Origin of the sequence: Arthrobacter sp. SW1 (genome assembly GCF_001766675.1) — a bacterium.
Taxonomy (GTDB): domain Bacteria; phylum Actinomycetota; class Actinomycetes; order Actinomycetales; family Micrococcaceae; genus Arthrobacter.
The window spans coordinates 24,584-42,131 of the sequence record NZ_MJLT01000010.1; the positions used below are offsets into that span (position 1 = coordinate 24,584).

General features: G+C 67.6%; 16 protein-coding genes and 1 riboswitch. Of the genes, 6 read left to right on the forward strand and 10 right to left on the reverse strand.

Features of this window, described 5'->3' with window-relative positions; translation table 11 throughout:
• Positions 1 to 56: 56 nt before the first annotated feature.
• The 4 genes from BIU82_RS07015 to BIU82_RS07030 all read right to left on the reverse strand — a co-directional run bounded on the left by BIU82_RS07015 (position 57) and on the right by BIU82_RS07030 (position 5,543).
• Positions 57 to 998 carry an ABC transporter substrate-binding protein gene (locus tag BIU82_RS07015; RefSeq protein WP_083292237.1) on the reverse strand — a complete coding sequence of 314 codons (942 nt, stop codon included), beginning with the start codon at positions 996 to 998 and terminating at the stop codon, positions 57 to 59.
• 140 nt (positions 999 to 1,138) lie between these two features.
• Positions 1,139 to 2,740, reverse strand: a complete 1,602-nt coding sequence (locus tag BIU82_RS07020) for an NAD(P)/FAD-dependent oxidoreductase (RefSeq protein WP_070348756.1) — start codon at positions 2,738 to 2,740, stop codon at positions 1,139 to 1,141.
• Between the two features lie 258 nt (positions 2,741 to 2,998).
• Positions 2,999 to 4,291 carry an MFS transporter gene (locus tag BIU82_RS07025; RefSeq protein ID WP_070348757.1) on the reverse strand — a complete coding sequence of 431 codons (1,293 nt, stop codon included), beginning with the start codon at positions 4,289 to 4,291 and terminating at the stop codon, positions 2,999 to 3,001.
• A gap of 28 nt (positions 4,292 to 4,319) precedes the next feature.
• Positions 4,320 to 5,543 (reverse strand): M20 family metallopeptidase, encoded by a 1,224-nt coding sequence (locus BIU82_RS07030; protein ID WP_070348758.1) that lies wholly within the window; start codon positions 5,541 to 5,543, stop codon positions 4,320 to 4,322.
• A 136-nt stretch (positions 5,544 to 5,679) separates the two neighbouring features.
• On the opposite strand from BIU82_RS07030, the gene BIU82_RS07035 reads away from it, so the two are divergent.
• Both BIU82_RS07035 and BIU82_RS07040 read left to right on the forward strand, forming a co-directional pair.
• A complete protein-coding gene (locus tag BIU82_RS07035; RefSeq protein WP_070348759.1) occupies positions 5,680 to 6,705 on the forward strand; it encodes an AsnC family transcriptional regulator in 1,026 nt (341 codons plus the stop codon).
• An 88-nt stretch (positions 6,706 to 6,793) separates the two neighbouring features.
• Positions 6,794 to 8,179: an MFS transporter gene (locus BIU82_RS07040; RefSeq protein ID WP_070348760.1), complete on the forward strand. Its 1,386-nt coding sequence runs from the start codon at positions 6,794 to 6,796 to the stop codon at positions 8,177 to 8,179.
• Positions 8,180 to 8,236: 57 nt separating this feature from the next.
• Here BIU82_RS07040 and BIU82_RS07045 read toward each other — a convergent pair whose 3' ends face one another.
• On the reverse strand, positions 8,237 to 8,935 hold the full coding sequence (locus BIU82_RS07045) for a class I SAM-dependent methyltransferase (protein WP_070348761.1): 699 nt from the start codon (positions 8,933 to 8,935) through the stop codon (positions 8,237 to 8,239).
• A gap of 44 nt (positions 8,936 to 8,979) precedes the next feature.
• The gene (gene soxR, locus BIU82_RS07050) at positions 8,980 to 9,504 is read right to left on the reverse strand and encodes a redox-sensitive transcriptional activator SoxR (protein WP_070348762.1); all 525 of its coding nucleotides are present in this window, start codon (positions 9,502 to 9,504) and stop codon (positions 8,980 to 8,982) included.
• Between soxR and BIU82_RS07055 the strand changes: the two genes are divergently transcribed.
• Entirely contained in the window at positions 9,503 to 10,915 is a 1,413-nt protein-coding gene (locus BIU82_RS07055; RefSeq protein WP_070348763.1) for an MFS transporter, read from the forward strand. The two genes, soxR and BIU82_RS07055, sit on opposite strands and share 2 nt — an antisense overlap.
• Before the next feature lie 325 nt (positions 10,916 to 11,240).
• Positions 11,241 to 12,962: a DEAD/DEAH box helicase gene (locus tag BIU82_RS07060; RefSeq protein WP_070348764.1), complete on the forward strand. Its 1,722-nt coding sequence runs from the start codon at positions 11,241 to 11,243 to the stop codon at positions 12,960 to 12,962.
• A 254-nt stretch (positions 12,963 to 13,216) separates the two neighbouring features.
• On the opposite strand, the gene BIU82_RS07065 is transcribed toward BIU82_RS07060, so the two are convergent.
• Together BIU82_RS07065 and BIU82_RS07070 are read right to left on the reverse strand one after the other, a co-directional pair.
• Positions 13,217 to 13,867, reverse strand: a complete 651-nt coding sequence (locus tag BIU82_RS07065) for an MBL fold metallo-hydrolase (RefSeq protein WP_070348765.1) — start codon at positions 13,865 to 13,867, stop codon at positions 13,217 to 13,219.
• Positions 13,868 to 13,876: 9 nt separating this feature from the next.
• Positions 13,877 to 14,896 (reverse strand): aldo/keto reductase, encoded by a 1,020-nt coding sequence (locus BIU82_RS07070; RefSeq protein WP_070348766.1) that lies wholly within the window; start codon positions 14,894 to 14,896, stop codon positions 13,877 to 13,879.
• Positions 14,897 to 15,168: 272 nt separating this feature from the next.
• Here BIU82_RS07070 and BIU82_RS07075 point away from each other — a divergent pair, with 272 nt between their 5' ends.
• Together BIU82_RS07075 and BIU82_RS07080 are read left to right on the forward strand one after the other, a co-directional pair.
• Positions 15,169 to 16,026, forward strand: a complete 858-nt coding sequence (locus BIU82_RS07075; protein ID WP_171906514.1) for an ATP-binding cassette domain-containing protein — start codon at positions 15,169 to 15,171, stop codon at positions 16,024 to 16,026.
• Positions 16,023 to 16,793, forward strand: a complete 771-nt coding sequence (locus BIU82_RS07080) for a hypothetical protein (protein WP_070348767.1) — start codon at positions 16,023 to 16,025, stop codon at positions 16,791 to 16,793. Before BIU82_RS07075 ends, BIU82_RS07080 begins: the two co-directional genes overlap by 4 nt.
• On the opposite strand, the gene BIU82_RS07085 is transcribed toward BIU82_RS07080, so the two are convergent.
• Both BIU82_RS07085 and BIU82_RS07090 read right to left on the reverse strand, forming a co-directional pair.
• Positions 16,790 to 17,146 (reverse strand): multidrug efflux SMR transporter, encoded by a 357-nt coding sequence (locus tag BIU82_RS07085; protein ID WP_070348768.1) that lies wholly within the window; start codon positions 17,144 to 17,146, stop codon positions 16,790 to 16,792. The two genes, BIU82_RS07080 and BIU82_RS07085, sit on opposite strands and share 4 nt — an antisense overlap.
• Positions 17,147 to 17,461, reverse strand: a complete 315-nt coding sequence (locus BIU82_RS07090; protein WP_070348769.1) for a multidrug efflux SMR transporter — start codon at positions 17,459 to 17,461, stop codon at positions 17,147 to 17,149.
• 9 nt (positions 17,462 to 17,470) lie between these two features.
• Positions 17,471 to 17,536, reverse strand: a riboswitch (guanidine-III (ykkC-III) riboswitch).
• Positions 17,537 to 17,548 lie beyond the last annotated feature (12 nt).

The window sequence follows — 17,548 nt, forward strand, 5'->3', positions numbered from 1 at the left end:
CGACGCCGGTTCCTCCGGCAGGCGCTCCGGCGCCTGCGTGCTTGTGCCCGCCTGCGTCACGGGGCCACTGCCGGGTTGAGCTCAGCCTTGGCGATGGCGCCCTCGCTGTTGTTCCAGCTCTTGAGGATCTTGCCGTAGCTGCCGTCCGCAATGAGGCCGTTGACCGCCTTGGTCACCAGTTCGGCGAGGGCGGTATCGCTCTTGGCTACGGTGATGCCTTGGGGTGCGGCGTCGTAGATCTCGCCGAGGGTCTCCAGCTTGTCCCCGGTCTGCGACAGGGCGTAGCCGATGATCGGTGAATCGGCGGCCATGACGTCGATGCCGCCGTTGACCAGACGGGTGGTGACGTCCGCCTGGTTTTTCAGGGAGACCACGTTGATGGAGGGCTTGCCGGCATCAACACAGGCTTTGGAGCGGCCGGAGACGTCCGGGTTCTCCTGGATGGTGCCGGTCTGTACGCCCACGGTCTTGCCGCAGAGATCGTCCAGGCTGATGTTCTTCGGGTTGCCTTTCTGGACGGCCCACAGCACCCCGGCGTTGAAGTAGCTCACCATGTTCACGGCCTTCAGGCGCTCCGGGTTGACGGTGAAGGACGAGACGCCCAGGTCGAACTTCGGGCCGAGCGAGGGCAGGATCGTGGCGAACTCTGCGCTCTGGACCTGGGCTTTCAGGCCGAGCTTCGCGGCGACTGCCTTGGCGATATCGATCCCGTAGCCGGTGGCGGTCTGGCCGTCCGGGGCCAGGAACTCCGCCGGAGCGTACGTGGTGTCCGAGCCGAAGCTCAGCGTGCCCTTGGACTTGATAGCAGCGGGAACCATTGCCGCCAGGGCATCGTCCTTGGCGACGGTGGTGGGGTCGAAGGCTGCCTCCGCGGCGCCGGATCCGACCGGTCCGGCAGGTGCCGTTTCCGAGGCGTTGGTGCAGGCTGTCAGGGCCAGCACGGCAGCGAGTCCCAGGGCTGCGAAGGTCGGGACGGAACGGGAAGGGAGCGGCATCATTGATGCTCCTTTGCTTCGGTGTGGGTGACTGGAGTGGGAGATGGGTGAAGAAGGCGTGCGGGCAGGCCGGAGTCACCGGCCTGCCCGGCCGGATGGTGTTTCGGTGGGTTGTGCTTACTGGTCAGGCTTACTGATCAGGCTTAGTGATCGGCGAGGTCTTCCAGCACGGCCATCGCGGCGTTATGGCCGCCAATGCCGCTCACGCCGCCGCCGCGCCGGGCGCCGGCACCGCAGACCAGGATGCGCGGGTTGCCGGTGCTGACGCCCCAGCGTTCGGCCGCGGTGTTGCGCGGTGCATCGTCCTCAAGGAACGGCCAGGACAGGGAACCGTGGAAGATGTTGCCGCCGGTCATGTTGATGGCGTGCTCCAGGTCCAGCGTCGTCTTGGTTTCGATGCAGGGCTTGCCGTTGGCGTCCTTGAGGATCAGATCTTCGATCGCTTCGGCGAGCACCGAGTTCAGGGACGCGAGTACGGCGGCCTGGAGCTCCGCGCGGCGGGAATCGTTGTTCTCTTCCGTGATGAGCCGGTGCGGAACGTGCAGGCCGAACACCGTCAAGGTCTGGGCCCCGGCCTCGACGAGTTCCGGTGAAAGGATGCTCGGGTCCGTCAGCGAGTGGCAGTAGATTTCGCAGGGCAGCGGGCTGGGGACCGCGCCTCCCAAGGCTTCCTGGTACGCCTCTTCCAAGCGGCCGTAGCCTTCGTTGATGTGGAAGGTCCCGCCGAAGGCCGCCTCCGGCGCGACGGTTTCGTCGTTGAGCCGCGGCAGCCGGGAGAGCAGCAGGTTGACCTTCACCTGGGCACCTTCGGGGCGGGCAATCTCGGAAGAGGCAGCGTCGGCGGCGGGCGACTGGCCGCCGTCGAGCAGTCCATGCAGGACCGCGGGCGCGACGTTCGCCAGCACGTGCCGGCCTTCGGTGGTGTGTTCGGTGCCGTCCAGGCGGTAGCGGACGCCGCCGTCGGGCGATACGGAGGTGACCTCCGCGCCGGTCAGCAGCGTGGCGCCGGCTTCGCGGGCCGCGCGCTCCAGTTCGCGGGAGACCGCGCCCATGCCGCCGATCGGGATGTCCCAGTCGCCGGTTTCGTTCCCGACGACGTGGTAGAGGAAGCAGCGGTTGGCGTCCAGTGAGGCGTCGTCCAGTGAGGTGAAGGTACCGATGAGCGCGTCGGTCGCCACCACGCCGCGGACCACGTCGTTTTCGAAGCGTTTGGTGATGGACTGGCCGAGCGGCTGTTCGATGAGTTCGTCCCAGAGGGCGTCGTCGTCCAGCAGCTTGCGGGCTTCGGAACGGCTCGGCAGCGGTCCGCAGAAGGTGGGGAAGAGGGCCCGGGCCAGGCGGCCCGTGGCGGCGTTGAACTCCTGCATGGCGTCGAAGTCGGCGTCGTTGCCGGCCACGCGCTCGAAGGATCCCCGGGTGGCGGCCGCATCGCCGCCGTCGATCAGCAGGCCTGCGGCGGTGTTGCCGGGCACGGGGGTGTAGGAGGAGTAGCGGCGGCGGGCAAGTTCGATGTCCAGGCCCAGATCCTCGATGATCTGCTTCGGCATCAGGCTGACCAGGTACGAATAGCGGGACAGGCGGGCATCCACGCCGTCGAAGGCCGTGGCGGAAATTGCCGCGCCGCCCAGGTGGTCATCGCGCTCAAGGAGGAGCACGTCCTTGCCGGCCCGCGCCAGGTAGGCCGCGGCCGTGAGGCCGTTGTGTCCGCCACCAACAATTACAACGTCGTAAGAGGTGTTCGTCATGGCCCCAACGTAGGCGGAGGGCTCAGTGGCCCAGTACAACTAATTGTGACTCGTAAGGAACTCTTGGGCTTGCGTGGAGAAAAACTGTGACGAGCATCACCGATCGGTGTCCGGCTGCGGATTGTTACTCCGGTGCGGGCTTCCGTGGCGGGTGCTGGCAGGCACATGTCCCCTGCAAACGGCGAAGGATGGACATATACGGAATATGTCCATCCTTCGTGCCGAGCAGAGGACATGTCCTCCGGGGCCGGTACATCCCTAGTGCGTCAGGTCCCTGCCCTTCGTCTCGGGAATGGTGAAGACGAAGGCGATGCCGACGCAGAGCAGCAGGATCGCGTAGATGTTGAACAGGTTGCCCTGGCCCATGCTCGCGAACCAGGTCTGCAGGTACGGGGCCGTGCCGCCGAAGGCTGCCACGCAGATGGAGTACGGAACGCCGACGCCCACGGTGCGGATCTTGGTGGGGAACAGCTCGGCGTAGACGGCGGGGACAATCGAGGCGGATCCGGCAATGAAGAACAGCATCACGGACATGCCCACGGCCAGCTGCCACGGCGAATCCTTCAGCAGCCAGGTCATCGGGAAGTGCATCAGCGCGGAACCGGCGGCGCTCGCGATGAGGACGGGCTTGCGGCCGATGCGGTCGGAGAGCCGGCCCCAGAACGGCAGGGCAGCGATGAAGACGATGTTGCCCACCACGCTGGCCCACAGGGCCTCACCACGGTCCATCTTCAGCGTGGTTGCGGCGTAGCTCGGCGCCACGACGCCCCATACGTAGTAGATGACGGTCAGGCCGACGGTCAGGCCGATCACCTGCAGGGCCTGCTTGCGGTGACGGAAGATCTGCGGCCAGATCGGCTCGTGCTTTTCCTTCACGGTCTCCGCCTCGAACGCTTCGGTTTCCTTCAGGCGCGCCCGCATCACCAGGGCGTAGATACCCAGCAAGCCGCCGATGATGAACGGGATGCGCCAGCCCCACGCGGCCATGTCGGCCTTGCTCAGGACGGCGGTCAGCACAGCGCCGAGGAGCGTGCCGAACAGGATGCCCACCGTGCCCGAGGTGTAGATGAGGGTGGCCCAGAAGCCGCGCTTTTCCTTGGGTGCCATTTCGGACAGGTAGGTCTGCGACGACGGCAGCTCGCCACCGTGAGCCAGGCCCTGGATGAGGCGGGCGAGCAGCAGCATGATCGAGGCGAAGACGCCCACCGAGTCGAAGGTGGGGGCGATGCCGATCAGCAGGCTGCCGGTGGCGCCGAGCGCCACGGCGAAGGTCATGGAGGTCTTGCGGCCGATCCGGTCGCCGATCCAGCCGAACACGAAGCCGCCGAAGGGCCGCGCCACGAAGCCGACGGCGAAGATCGCCAGGGTGGACAGGATGGCGGAGGTGGGGTCGTCTTTGCTGAAGAGCGCGCTCGCGATGAAGGGGGCGAAGGTGGCGTAGATGGCCCAGTCGTACCATTCGACGGCGTTGCCGATGCCGGTGCCGACGAGCGTGCGAAGGTGCGACTTGTGTTCCTGGACCGAGGTGGGGGTTCCTGCGGTGGCGGTCATGTCATGCTCCAAACGGGGAGTGGGGGATTCAGTTCCGGGTGCCGGCGAGGGCGGCGATGCGGGAGAGGGCCAGCTCGGCGTAGAGCGCTGCGCCGTCGGCCAGCACGCCGTCGTCGAACGTGGCGTAGGGGGAGTGGTTGTAGGCGGCGGCCATCGGGTCCGCCCCTTGCGGTACGGCGCTGAGGCCGATGAAGGTGCCGGGCACCTCGGCCATGACGCGGGAGAAGTCCTCCGAACCGCTGAGGGGGGTTGCCCAGCGGATGTGGCGGGAGTCGCCGAACATCTCGTGGATGGTCTTTTCGGCGGTGGTGGTTTCGTCCTCGTTGGTGACGCTCAGCGGGTATTCGCCGCGGTATTCGACGTCCACTTCCAGGCCGTGGGCTGCGGCGATGCCCTTGAGCAGGGTGGGGATGCTGGTCATCAGCTTTTCGCGCGAGGCCTCGGAGAAGGTGCGGATGGTTGCCTCGAAGTGGGCGGTTTCCGGGATGACGTTGCGCTTGGTGCCGGCCTGGAACAGGCCCACCGTGAGGACGACAGGATCAAACATGTTGAACTGGCGGGTGATCATCACCTGCAGCGCGGTGACCATTTCGGCCGCTGTGGTGACCGGGTCCTTGGCGGCGAACGGCGCCGAACCATGGCCGCCGGCGCCCAGCACGGTGACGAACAGCCCGTCCGAAGCGCTCATGATCACCCCCGGCTTAGTGCAGAAGCGGCCGAACGGTTCCATCGCCGAGAAGACGTGCATCCCATAGGCGGCGTCCACGCGGCGCCCGGCGGCATCCAGCACGCCTTCGCGGATCATGTGCCCGGCGCCGTCGTATCCTTCCTCGCCGGGCTGGAACATCAGGACGACGTCGCCGGCCAGCTGGTCCCGCCGTTCGGCCAGGATGGTGGCGGCTCCGGCGAGCATGGCGGTGTGGAGGTCGTGGCCGCAGGCGTGCATGGCGCCGTCGATCGTGGACGTGTAGTCCACGCCGCTGCGTTCCTGGACGGGCAGGGCGTCCATGTCGGCCCGCAACAGCACGGCGGGCTTGTCCGCCGGAGCTCCGGGGGCGCCGCCGCGCAGGACCGCAGTGACCGACGTCGTGCTCTCGCCGAGGGTGATTTCGTACGGCAGCCCGTCCAGCGCCTTGAGCACTTTCTCCTGCGTGCGGGGAAGGTCCAGGCCGATTTCCGGTTCGCGGTGGAGTTCGTGGCGGAAGCGGACGATATCGTCCTGAAGTTCCTTGGCGTCTGCGGCGATGGTCATCTACTGCCTTTCCGAACGGTCGGTAATTCTTCTTAGGCAATTGTGTAGTGATGCCGTTCACATTTGATGGAATGGCAGGAAAAATTCAGAAGTGGGACGATTTTCGCAGGATTCGAGCAGCTTGGAAAGGGGTGCCATGGAGCTGGGCGAAGAGGACCTTAGCCTCATCAACGTCCTCCAGATCGCGCCGCGGATCAGCTGGTCCGATGCCGCCGAGGTGTTGGGAGTCCACGCCACCACCCTCGCCGCGCGTTGGGAGCGGCTCCGATCCGCGGGGGCGGCCTGGACCACCGCGCACCTGATCGGCGATCCGAAGCAGATGTGCCTGGCCTTGGTGGACATCGACTGCGAGATGCGGCTGAGGGGCGACGTCACCGCGGCGCTGGCCGCCATTCCGGAGGTGGTGACCGTGGAAGAGGCCGCCAGCAACCGCGACCTGATCCTTACCGTCATCACGCCCACCCTTGCTGCGTTCACGGAATCCGTGGTGCCGCAGTTCAAGGAGATCAAAGGGCTGCAGAAGTACCGGACCTCCCTCTGCACCCGGCTGCACACGGGCGGGTACGCCTGGCGCCTGAACGTCCTGGACCGTGCCCAACAGGCTGCGCTGCAGGCTTACGCCGGAACCGAAGCCGGCGCTCCTGCTACCGGCGGGCGCGAGCTGCCGCAGAGCCACCTGGACCTCATTCCTTTCCTGTCGCACGACGGCCGGGCCACCGCTGCGGACATGGCCCGGGCCCTTGGCCGCAGCCCGGCCACCGTGCAGCGCCAGCTCAACCGGCTGCTCGCCAGCAGGATGCTGTCCTTCCGCTGCGAAGTAGCGCAGAAATTCTCCGGCTACCCGATCACCTGCCAATGGTTCGCCAACGTCCCTCCCGGCCAGCACGAGGCGGCGGCTGCCGAGCTCCGGGGCTTCCGCAACCTCCGGCTCAGTGCTTCGACCACCGGGCGCACCAACTTCGTCATCGTCATGTGGCTGCATTCGCTTTCGGACGTCTTGAGCGCCGAGCTCGCACTGCAGCAGCGCATTCCCGGCATCGACCTGGTGGAAAGCGTGGTGGTCCTCAGTTCGGCCAAGCGGGTGGGCTGGATGCTGAACCCGGACACGACGGCGAGCGGCGCCGTCGTCGTGCCGACTGCCGAGCTGAGCCCGACGGCGTAAGCCGCGGCCCCCACGGGAGCGTGAGCGCTCCTGTTTGTTTCCGCGCAGAACGCAACAAAAGCAATCATCTGCGCACTAGGCTTGAGCAATGATCCCTGACGACTCCACGGCCACCATCCTGCGCCGTCCCTACCTCCTGGCCACCGTGGGCTCATGCGCCCTGGTGTTCATGGTCGCCTTCGAAGCCATGGCCGTCACCACGATCATGCCGAGGGTGGGCCGGGAACTGAACGGCCTGGATCTCTACGCCCTGGCCTTCGCCGCTCCGTTGGCCACCAGCGTGGTGGGCATGGTGGTGGCCGGCAACTGGTCGGACCGGCGCGGGCCGGCGGGGCCGCTGTATGCCTCGGTGGTGTTGTTCGCGGCCGGACTGCTGATCGCAGGAACGGCCTTGTCCATGCCGGTCTTCGTTGCCGGGCGTTTCGTGCAAGGCCTGGGTGGCGGTGCCATGACGGTTGCGCTGTACGTTGTGATTGCCCGCGCGTATCCGGTGCGGCTGCACGCCAAGATGTTCGCCGCCTTCGCCGCGGTGTGGGTGGTGCCGTCCATGGTGGGGCCGTTCGCCGCCGGTGTGGTGGCCGAGACGGTGGGCTGGCATTGGGTCTTCCTGGGCGTGGTGGTGCTGGTGGTTCCGGCGCTGGCCATGACTGTTCCTGCGCTGCGGCAGATGCGGCCGGGCGCGGATCCCAATCCGAATGCAGTCCCTTGGAACCTTGGCCGGATCGGCTGGGCGGTGCTGGCCGGCGTCGCGGTCCTGGCGCTGAACCTGTCCGGGCAGATTCCCGCAGTGGGCTGGGCGGCGGCCGTCGTTGCCCTGCTCGTAGCCTTGCTGGCCGTCCGCCCGCTGGTGCCGCGCGGCACCCTCACCGCGGTCTGCGGCCTGCCGAGCGTGATCCTGCTGCGCGGCGTGGTTTCCGCTGCGTTCTTCGGCGCCGAGGTGTACATGCCTTATCTACTGACGGAACGCCATGGATTCTCGCCGGCCTTCGCGGGCCTTGCCATTACGGGGTCGGCCTTGGCGTGGGCTACGTCGTCGGGGATCCAGGGGCGGTGGGGTTCGCGGATCAGCAATGCCGTGGCCATCCGGACCGGGACCTGGATTGTGGTGGCCGTGCTGCTGCTCGAGCTTGCTGCCGTGGTGTTCGCCTGGCCGCCGCTGCCGGCGATCATCTGCTGGACCTTCGGCGGCGCGGGCATGGGCCTCATGTTCCCGAGGCTGAGCACCATGACCATCGCCCTCTCCGCTCCCGACTCCCAAGGCTTCAACAGCTCAGCCCTCTCCATCTCCGATTCCATCGGCAGTGCGCTGGCCCTGGCCATGGCGGGCATGATCTTCAACATGCTCGCGTCCGGCTACGCCTTTGCCGGGGTGTTCGGGCTGACGGCGGTGATCGCCGTCGCCGGCCTGCTCGTCTCGTCCCGCGCCAGCGAAACCCCGACGGCGGAGCGCACCGTGGTGCCCGCGCGCAGCTAGCTGCCCCGTGCGGCCGCCTGGCGCCAGCTCCGCCGGCGTCAGGCGCGGATCTTTTCGCTAGCTCCGGCTGGCGCGCAGCACGACGTCGATCAGCGGCATGGCCTCGCCGTCCGGTCCCGTGACAGTGCGCTCGCGGGTCTCCAGGACATGCACGGTCCACTCGCCGCTTGCGAAGACGGCCTCCATGGCCTCCGCCAGCTGCTTTTCCGTATAGAGCATCTCCCGCCCGGCGTGCCGGCCATGCGGGTAGTGGCCCACCCACAGCAGGGTTCCGCCGGGCGCCACGGCAGCGGCAGCCGCCACCGCGGAGGCCCGCCAGTCCAGCAACGGCGAGTGCAGGTACTGCGCGGACACCAAGCCGAATCCGGCGTCCGGCCGCCATGAGGCCAGGTCCTGCTGCTCGAAGGAGATCCGCTCCTGCACGCCCGCCTCCGCTGCGTGCCCGGCCGCGCGTTCCAGCGCGACGGCGGACACGTCGACGGCGGTGACCCGCCAGCCCTGTTCTGCGAGCCAGATTGCGTCCGCACCTTCGCCGCAGCCCAAATCCAGTGCCGTACGGACCAGCGCCGTGCCGGGTCCCAGGCCGGAGGCTTCCGCTACCAGTTGCGGGTTCGGTTTGCCGCTCCACACCTTCGGGCGTTCCCGGTACATCCCGTCCCACATGTCCACGGCGTTGTCCGCGTCCTCGTGGAGGTTCAGGCCGCCCTGCCGGTGCCCGCCATGGTGAGTGTCGCCGTCGTGCGTGTGTTCAGTCATGGACCCAGCGTGCCGCGGGGCCGCAATATTGGCAACGTTCGTTGCTATTTTGGCAACCCCCAGCGCCGGGCCCCCGGCCCGGACGCGCCGAGCTCATCGGCCGGGTTCTGCAGTGCGCAGGACTTCAGGCTCAGGCAGCCGCAGCCGATGCACCCGTCCAGGTCGTTGCGCAGGTGCTCCAGTGCGGCGATCCGATCGTCCAGCTCCTGGCGCCACCGCCGTGACAGCCTGGTCCAGTCCCTCTTGGTAGGAGTGCGTCCGTCCGGCAAGGAGTCCAAGGCGTCCCGGATGTCCTTCAGCGGCAGGCCCACCCGCTGCGAGGTTTTGATGAACGCGATCCGCCGCAGCGTGTCGCGCCGGTAGCGCCGCTGGTTGCCGGCCGTGCGCTCGGCCTGGATGAGCCCGTTGCGTTCGTAGAAATGAAGGGCCGACGGCGACACTCCGCTCCGCTCGGAGAGCTCGCCGATGGTGAGGGGCCGGTGGGCAGGAGCTTGGGGCATGGCGTCGCCTCCGGTGTGCGGCGTGAGGTTTGACCTCAACATTAGTTGAGGTCTTAGGGTTGCGTCCATGACTTCTGAGACCCCCACGGCCGGGATCCTGGGCCGCCCGTACCTGCTTGCCACCATCGGGGCCTGCGCGCTTGTTTTCCTGGGCGCGTTCGAGTCCCTCGCGGTGACCACCATCATGCCGCTGGTGAGCCGTGAGCTCGATGGCGCCAATCTCTATGCCCTGGCCTTCGCGGGGCCGCTCGCTACCGGCGTGATGGGCATGGTGGCGGCAGGCAACTGGTCCGACCGCCGCGGCCCCGCGGCGCCGCTGTACGCCTCAGTGGCGTTGTTCGTTGCAGGCCTGCTGGTTGCCGGAACGGCCGGCACCATGGAAATGCTGGTGGCGGGGCGGCTGGTGCAAGGCCTCGGCGGCGGCGCGATGACCGTTGCGCTCTACGTGCTGGTGGCCCGCATCTACCCGCCGGAGCTGCATCCCAAGATCTTCGCGGCCTTCGCTGCGTCCTGGGTGGTCCCATCCCTGATCGGCCCGTTCGCCGCAGGTGTTGTTGCGCAGCTGATCAGCTGGCACTGGGTGTTCCTGGGCGTCGTAGGCCTGGTGGTTCCGGCGTTGCTGATGGTGGTTCCCGCCGTCAGGGGCATGGCTTCCGAAGCTGCGGTCGAGACCGTCCCCTGGGCTTTCGGCCGCATGGGGTGGGCCGCGCTCGCGGCCCTTGCCGTCCTCGGCCTTAACCTGTCCGCAGAGGTGCCTGGCGCGGGCGGGGTGATTGCCGCCGTCGCGCTCGCCATCGCGCTGCTTGCCGTCAGGCCGCTGGTTCCCCGCGGCACCCTCACGGCCCGCCGCGGCCTGCCCAGTGTGATCCTGGCACGGGGGATTGCCTCGGCCGCTTTCTTCGGGGCCGAGGTGTACCTCCCGTACCTGTTGACGGAGCGTTACGGATTCACGCCTACGTTCGCGGGGCTCACGCTGACCGGTGCGGCGCTTACATGGGCCGGGGCGTCGGCCGTCCAGGGGCGGCTCGGCGCCCGGCTGGCGGACCAGCTCGCGGTGAAGATCGGATCCACCCTGGTCCTGGTGGCCGTGGCCTCTGCCCTGGCGACCGCGGCGCTGGACCTTCCGGCCGCAGTGGCGATCGGCGGCTGGATCCTCGCCGGCGGCGGGATGGGGCTCGTGTATCCGCGCTTGAGCGTCATGACCTTGGCCTTGTCCGCCCCGGAGAACCAGGGGTTCAACAGTGCGGCCATGTCCATCTCGGACTCCCTCGGAGGCGCGTTGTCCCTCGCCGCCACGGGGCTGGTCTTCGCGGCGTTCACGACGACGAGCCCGTTCGCTGCGGTCTTCGCACTGACGGCGGTCATCGCCGCCGCCGGAGTCGTCATTGCGCGGCGGATCGTCCCCGCCGCGCGTACCGCACCCGTGGCCAATGACGCCGAAGCCAATGACGCCGAACCGGAACTCTCCCGCCACGGCTGAGGCGTTGCGGGGCCCGCTCTACGTGTTATCCGCGACCCAAAGCACGTAGGGCAGGCCCCGCATTGACCCGCGCCCAGGTGCCGAGGAAAGGCACCACCCCGATCACTGCTAGACTGGATGCACTTGATGTGCAGTGGAGGGCCCGCAGAGTGCGGGCCTTATTCATGTGAGAGGCACATCCTGCGTCGATGAACGCGTTCGGTCCCGGCCCCGGCTTTCCCGCCCGGCGGTTGACCACTGACTTTTCCTCGGCGATCCCCTGGCCCAACCGGCGTCGGGGGCCGAAGCCCGCAGGGGCGCCGCCAGAAAGAACCCCACGAAACACATGACTACTTTTGCTGCCCTCGGCACGCCCAAAGCGATCGTCGAATCCCTCGCGTCCAACGGCATCGAAGAAGCCTTCCCCATCCAGGTCAAGACCCTTCCGGATACCCTCGCCGGCCGCGATGTGCTCGGCCGCGGCCGTACCGGCTCGGGCAAGACCATCGCCTTCGCCATCCCGCTCGTAGCCCGCCTGGCCGAGCGCGAAGCCGCATACTTCCGCAAGCCCGGCCGCCCCATGGGCCTGGTCCTTGCACCCACCCGTGAACTGGCCACCCAGATCAACGCCACGGTGGAACCGCTCGCCAAGGCCATGGGCCTGAACACCACGGTGATCTACGGCGGCGTCTCCCAGGCCCGCCAGGAGAAGGCGCTTGCTGCCGGCGTGGACATCGTCATCGCCTGCCCGGGCCGCCTGGAGGACCTCATCCGCCAGCGCATCGTCACCCTCGAAGCCGTCGAGGTCACCGTGCTGGACGAGGCCGACCACATGGCAGACCTCGGCTTCCTGCCCGTGGTCAAGAAGCTCATGGACATGACCCCCAGCCAGGGCCAGCGGCTGCTGTTCTCGGCAACCTTGGACAACGGTGTGGACAAGCTGGTCCACCGTTACCTGTCCAACCCGCTGACCCACTCGGTGGATGACCCGCAGGCCGCCGTGACCACCATGGAACACCACGTCCTGGTGGTCAACGACCAGACCGTGAAGAAGCAGCTGGTCGTCGAGCTGGCGTCCGGCACCGGCCGCCGCGTGCTCTTCATGCGCACCAAGCACCACGCCCGCAAGCTGGCCAAGCAGCTCACCGACGTCGGCATCCCCGCCGTCGACCTGCACGGCAACCTGTCGCAGAACGCCCGCGACCGCAACCTCGCAGAGTTCTCCTCCGGTGACGTCCGCGTGCTGGTCGCCACCGACGTCGCGGCCCGCGGCGTGCACGTCGACGACGTCGAACTGGTCATCCACGTGGACCCGCCCACCGAGCACAAGGCTTACCTGCACCGCTCCGGCCGTACGGCCCGCGCCGGTTCCGAAGGCACCGTGGTCACGCTGACGCTGCCTGAGCAGCAGCAGGACGTCAAGAAGCTGATGAAGGCCGCCGGCGTCGAGGTGGCGTTCGAACGTGTTACCGCCAGCTCGCCGTTGGTGGCTGAACTGGTGGGCGAGGTCGCCGAGAAGGTCGATCCCCGCACCCGCGCGGCACTGCTGGCAGCCAAGCTGCCGCAGCAGGGCGGCGGCACCTCCACCGGTGCGAACGCCCAGCGCAAGCGGGCCCGCCGCTCCGGCCAGGCAGCCCCCACTGCGGGTGGCCGCGGCGGACGTGGCGGACGCGGCAAGGTGTCGGCCGAGCCCGTGCGCACGGACCTGAACCGTGCGGACCGCCGCGCAGCCGCAGCCGAGGATGTCGCCCGCAACCCCCGCGGCCGTGGCAACGGCCACCGCAATGACGTCCCGGCTGCACAGGGCAAGGGCGGCCGCAACGGACGCCCCGCCACGGGCCAGCGCGCCGCCGGTTCCCGGTCGGCAACGGCTCCGCGTTCGGCGTCGGCCACCACTACCCGTGGTGCAGGCTCCGGCAACTCCGGCAGCAAGGCCGTATGGTCCTCCACCACCGGCGGCACGTCCGGCGGCTCCTTCGGTGCGGGTTCGGGCAACTCCGGACGCCCCGCCCGCAAGGGTCCGCGCCGGGCGTCGGCTCCGGCGTCGAACGAGCGCCGCGGCCGCTAGCCCGGGATCTCGACAGGCTCGATCACCAGACCCGGTGATTGAGCTTGTCGAAACCGGGGATCTCGACAGGCTCGATCACCAGACCTGGGGGTTGAGCTTCCAGACCCGGTGGTTGAGCTTGTCGAAACCGGGGATCTCGACAGGCTCGATCACCAGACCCGGTGGTTGAGCTTCCAGATCCGGTGGTTGAGCTTGTCGAAACCAGGATCTCGACAGGCTGGATCACCGGGGACAGGCTCGATCACCAAGCCCGATCACCAGCCGCGTTCGCGCCACTCCTGCAGGTGCGGGCGTTCCGCGCCGAGCGTCGTGGGCTTGCCGTGGCCGGGGTGAACCACCGTGTCGTCCGGGTAAGCCTCGAACAACCGCTCAGTCACGTCGTCCAGCAGCGAGGTGAAACGCGCGGGGTCATTGCCCGTGTTGCCCACGCCGCCCGGGAACAGCGAGTCCCCGCTGAAAATGTGTGCCGGGCCGTCCGGGTCCTGGTACACGTACGCGATCGAGCCCGGGGTGTGCCCGCGCAGGTGCACCGCCGTGATGTCGAAGCCGTCGAAGTTCCCTACATCGCCGTGCTCCAGCACCACGTCCACGGGGACGGGCAGCGCCTCGGCGTCGTCCGCTCCCGCCGAGGTCTTCGCCCCCGTGGCTTCCACCAGCCCGGGCAACGCACGGACGTGGTCCCAGTGCTGGTGCGTGGTGGCGATCAGGGCGAGCTTCGGCGTGGCCGTGGTGTCCGCGGCCGACTCCGCGAGCATCGCCTGGATGGCCGGAAGGTCGTCCGCGGCGTCGATCAGCAGCTGCGCCCCGCTCGCCTTCGCGGTGAGCAGGTACACGTTGTTGTCCATCCCGCTGACCGAAATGCGCCGGATGGTGAGGTCACGCAGGGAGTGAATGAGTGAGTCCATCCGCCTACTCTACGGACGCTGCTCCCGGCCTTGCGACACCCAGTTGGGATCTGCGGAACGTGACCCGACGACGGCGGAGGCGGCGCCGTCGAGCACGTCCAGCTGGGCGGCACCCAGGGTGAGGGACGGCGCGCCGAGGTTCTCGTCGATCCGCTGCGCGCGGCGGGTGCCGGGGATCGGCACCACCGGCAGGCCCAGCCGGCGGCCCTGCTCGAACAGCCAGGCCAGGGCCACCTGCGCGGGCGTCGCGCCCAGCTCCCCTGCCACCGAGCGGACGGCGGCGACGACGGCCTGGTTGGCGTCCAGCGCACCCTCGGCGAAGCGCGGGATGCGGTGCCGGAAATCGCCTTCGCCGAGGTCGGCGGCGCTGACCGTGCCGGTGAGGAAGCCGCGGCCCAGGGGCGAGTAGGGGACGAAGCCCGTGCCGAGCTCCTTCGCGGCCGGGACCACGTTGCGTTCCACATCCCGGCTCCAGATGGACCACTCACTCTGCACAGCGGCGATCGGGTGGACGGTACTGGCTTCACGGAGTTCCTCGGCCGTGACCTCGGACAGGCCCAGGTGCCGCACCTTGCCCTCCCGGACCAGCTCCGCCATGGCCTCCACGGTTTCCACAATCGGAACGCGGAGGTCACGGCGGTGCAGGTAGTAGAGGTCGATCGTGTCCGTGCCGAGGCGGCGCAGGCTGTTCTCCGCGGCCTGCCGCACATAGGCGGCGTCGCCACGGACATCCGTGTAACCGTCCCGCGGGTTGCCCACGATGCCGAACTTCGTGGCCAGTTGCACCTCGTCCCGGCGGTCCTTCAGGAGCTGGGAGATGAGTTCTTCGTTGCCGCCGGCGCCGTAGACGTCCGCGGTGTCGATGAAGGTGACACCGGCGTCGACGGCATGGTGCAGGGTGCGCAGGGACTCGTCGGGATCGGCGTCGCCGTACACGGTGGTGAGGGCCATGCCTCCGAAGCCGAGCGGGCTGACCGTGAGGCCGTCGCCGAGCAGGACGGGAGCGAGGGTGGTGTTTTCGGGTGCCATGCGTTTTCCGTTCCTTCGGGGGATTGGTGCGTGGATGGTCTCCGTTGCCAAGAACCCGCGTGGTGACGGATGTATTCCGGATGGGCTTTTCGACTTAGGGAGCCCCTGGGCGAGGAATTCAAGTCACAGAAGCAACCGGTTAATGCATCGTCTTTAGTGATAGCGTCGGAAAGCTATTTGGGGGAAAGGAAGTTCCATTGGGGTCAGCGGCTGAAGTTGCTGCAGGAATCTCCTTCGTGGGGGTTACAAAGACATATGCCGGGCGGACCGTCGTGGACTCGGTGGGTTTCGAATGCCCGAAGGGCGCAATCACCGGCTTTCTGGGGTCAAACGGCGCGGGCAAGTCGACGACATTGCGGATTGCCGCCGGACTCACGCACGCAGATACCGGCGAGGTCCTCTTCGCGGGGCGCCGGCGGCAGGACCTGCAAAGCCCGGGACGAAGCATTGGCTTCGTGCTGGATCCCACGGCGCTGCATCCCGGACGCACGCTTCAGGAAACCCTGAAATTGAACGCGATGCTCCTGGATATCCCGCGATCACGGGTGGACGAGGTACTTGGCATCACGGGTCTTGAAGCCGTTCGGAAAAAGCGTGTGGCTTCGTTGTCGCTGGGCATGAGGCAGCGGCTGGTCCTGGGCATGGCTCTCCTGGCCAAGCCGCAGTTCCTGGTGATGGACGAGCCAAGCAACGGGCTCGATGCCGACGGGGCACTGTGGGTCAGGAACTTCCTGAAGCATTTCAGTTCCGGGGGAGGCACCGTTCTCCTGTCCAGCCATCTTCTCCGCGATGTGCAGGCAGTAGCCGACCATATCGTCATGATCGACCGGGGCCGCATCGTGGCGTCCGGTGAGGCGGCCGGGTTCAGCATCAGTTCAAGGACGAGGGTTGCCGCCCTCGATCCCGGACGGCTCGCGGAGGTTTGCTCTTCGCGTGGGTGGACTGTCGAGGTCACGGGCAAGGAATTCGTCGTTGACGCCGCTCCCGAGGATATCGGCCGCGCGAGCCTTGAACACGGCATAGTGCTTACGCATCTTTCAAACGTCTCTGATTCAGCGCTCGAGGAACGCTTCCTTGCACTGACATCAGGAGAATTCAGCAGCCGCAACAAGCTGGAGGAAGCCCGATGAGCCAGACCGCTGTTACCTCGCCCGTCCTGGCCAGGATGGAAACACGCCCCGGCTTCGTGCGCTTGGTGGCCGTCGAAGTCCGCAAACTGGTGGACACCCGCAGTTCCTTGGCGATCTTTGCGGTGCTTGCAGTCCTCGCCACAGCGTTGGTGGTCGGGATCGCAGCGATGGGCGCCGCCCAGGGAACCGTGACCACTTTCGCTGGCCTTGCAGGAAGCATCGGGCTCTTCACGGGCCTCGCCATGCCGCTGATCGGAATCCTGGGGATGACCTCGGACATCTCGCACCGAACGAGCTACATCTATTACCCGCTGATGAGAGGCCGCACCGCCCAGTTCTGGGCAAAGGTCCTGGCCGCCGCGGTCCTGGCACTCGCCTTGCAGGGATTTGTTTTCGTGGTGTCTGCCGTGATGGCCCTGGCACTAGGCGCCGAAGCAGCAGAGGCCTTCGACGGCGCGGCCCCGGCACTCTGGACCGGTGTGGCCACCTGCCTGCTGAGCACCTTGTTCGGCGTGGCCATGGCTGCCGCGATACGTCGCACTGCCTTGTCCATCGTCGCTGTCATCCTCATTACCCTTGTGGGAAACGGGCTGATCCTCACGCTCCTTCCGGAAGCGAGTGGCTACCTCAGCACCATCACGGCTGCGGCTGCACTGCTGGGTGGACCCGAGGCGCCTTCAGCCCTCGAAGTAGCCTCGTCCCTGACCCTCTGGTACGTCCTGCCGTTGGGCATTGGATGGTGGATCACGGAAAAGGGCGAAGCCTAGGACCTGTCCTCCGAAGCCGCTGCCCCGGACGGCAACGCCTTCAAACCCGCCGCGCAGCCCACGATTCCCGCGATGAACAGAAGCTTCAGCGGATTGGCGGGCTCCACGCCGGTGGCCATGGCCCAGGCAACCGTGAGTGCGGCACCGATTCCCACCCACACGGCGTAGGCGGTGCCCAGCGGGATGCGCTTCACGGCGAGGCCCAGTCCCAGCATGCTCAGGGTGGCGGTGACGGCGAAAACCACAGAGGGCAGCAATTGGCTGAACCCTTGGGACAGGCCGAGGGCTGTGGCCCAGACGGCTTCGAGGACGGCGGAGGCCAGCAGCACCAGCCAGGCAAGACGTACCGACATCTACGCCACCACCTTCAGGCCCACCACGCACACACCGATCCCGGCCAGCAGGGCCAGGCGTGCCGCCGTCGGGCGCTCAACCTTGGTGACCATCGCATAGGCGGCGGTCAGGACCACGCCGACTCCCACCCACACGGCATAGGCCGTTCCGGTGGGGATGCTCTGCATGGCGTAAGCCAGTCCGCCGGTGCTGGCGATGACGGAGACGAGGAAAACGAGGGACGGCACCGGGCGTTTGAAGCCCTTGGAACGGTGCAGCGCTGCGGCCCAGACGGCCTCGAGTGCGCCGGAAAGAATGAGGACGATCCACGACATGAGGTTTCCTTTGGCCAGTCTTGTCGCGTGCCGGGTACTGAACCGTCGTCCGGAGGCCCTGGTGCCGGGCCTTGCCGTCTAGGGTAG

Coding starts and splice junctions, on each gene's coding strand:
- BIU82_RS07060 (WP_070348764.1), top strand. CDS start 11,241: ATGACTACTTTTGCTGCCCTCGGCACGCCCAAAGCGATCGTCGAATCC.
- soxR (WP_070348762.1), bottom strand. CDS start 9,504: ATGGACGCAACCCTAAGACCTCAACTAATGTTGAGGTCAAACCTCACG.
- BIU82_RS07045 (WP_070348761.1), bottom strand. CDS start 8,935: ATGACTGAACACACGCACGACGGCGACACTCACCATGGCGGGCACCGG.
- BIU82_RS07030 (WP_070348758.1), bottom strand. CDS start 5,543: ATGACCATCGCCGCAGACGCCAAGGAACTTCAGGACGATATCGTCCGC.
- BIU82_RS07080 (WP_070348767.1), top strand. CDS start 16,023: ATGAGCCAGACCGCTGTTACCTCGCCCGTCCTGGCCAGGATGGAAACA.
- BIU82_RS07055 (WP_070348763.1), top strand. CDS start 9,503: ATGACTTCTGAGACCCCCACGGCCGGGATCCTGGGCCGCCCGTACCTG.
- BIU82_RS07040 (WP_070348760.1), top strand. CDS start 6,794: ATGATCCCTGACGACTCCACGGCCACCATCCTGCGCCGTCCCTACCTC.
- BIU82_RS07020 (WP_070348756.1), bottom strand. CDS start 2,740: ATGACGAACACCTCTTACGACGTTGTAATTGTTGGTGGCGGACACAAC.
- BIU82_RS07090 (WP_070348769.1), bottom strand. CDS start 17,461: ATGTCGTGGATCGTCCTCATTCTTTCCGGCGCACTCGAGGCCGTCTGG.
- BIU82_RS07070 (WP_070348766.1), bottom strand. CDS start 14,896: ATGGCACCCGAAAACACCACCCTCGCTCCCGTCCTGCTCGGCGACGGC.
- BIU82_RS07065 (WP_070348765.1), bottom strand. CDS start 13,867: ATGGACTCACTCATTCACTCCCTGCGTGACCTCACCATCCGGCGCATT.
- BIU82_RS07085 (WP_070348768.1), bottom strand. CDS start 17,146: ATGTCGGTACGTCTTGCCTGGCTGGTGCTGCTGGCCTCCGCCGTCCTC.
- BIU82_RS07035 (WP_070348759.1), top strand. CDS start 5,680: ATGGAGCTGGGCGAAGAGGACCTTAGCCTCATCAACGTCCTCCAGATC.
- BIU82_RS07015 (WP_083292237.1), bottom strand. CDS start 998: ATGATGCCGCTCCCTTCCCGTTCCGTCCCGACCTTCGCAGCCCTGGGA.
- BIU82_RS07025 (WP_070348757.1), bottom strand. CDS start 4,291: ATGACCGCCACCGCAGGAACCCCCACCTCGGTCCAGGAACACAAGTCG.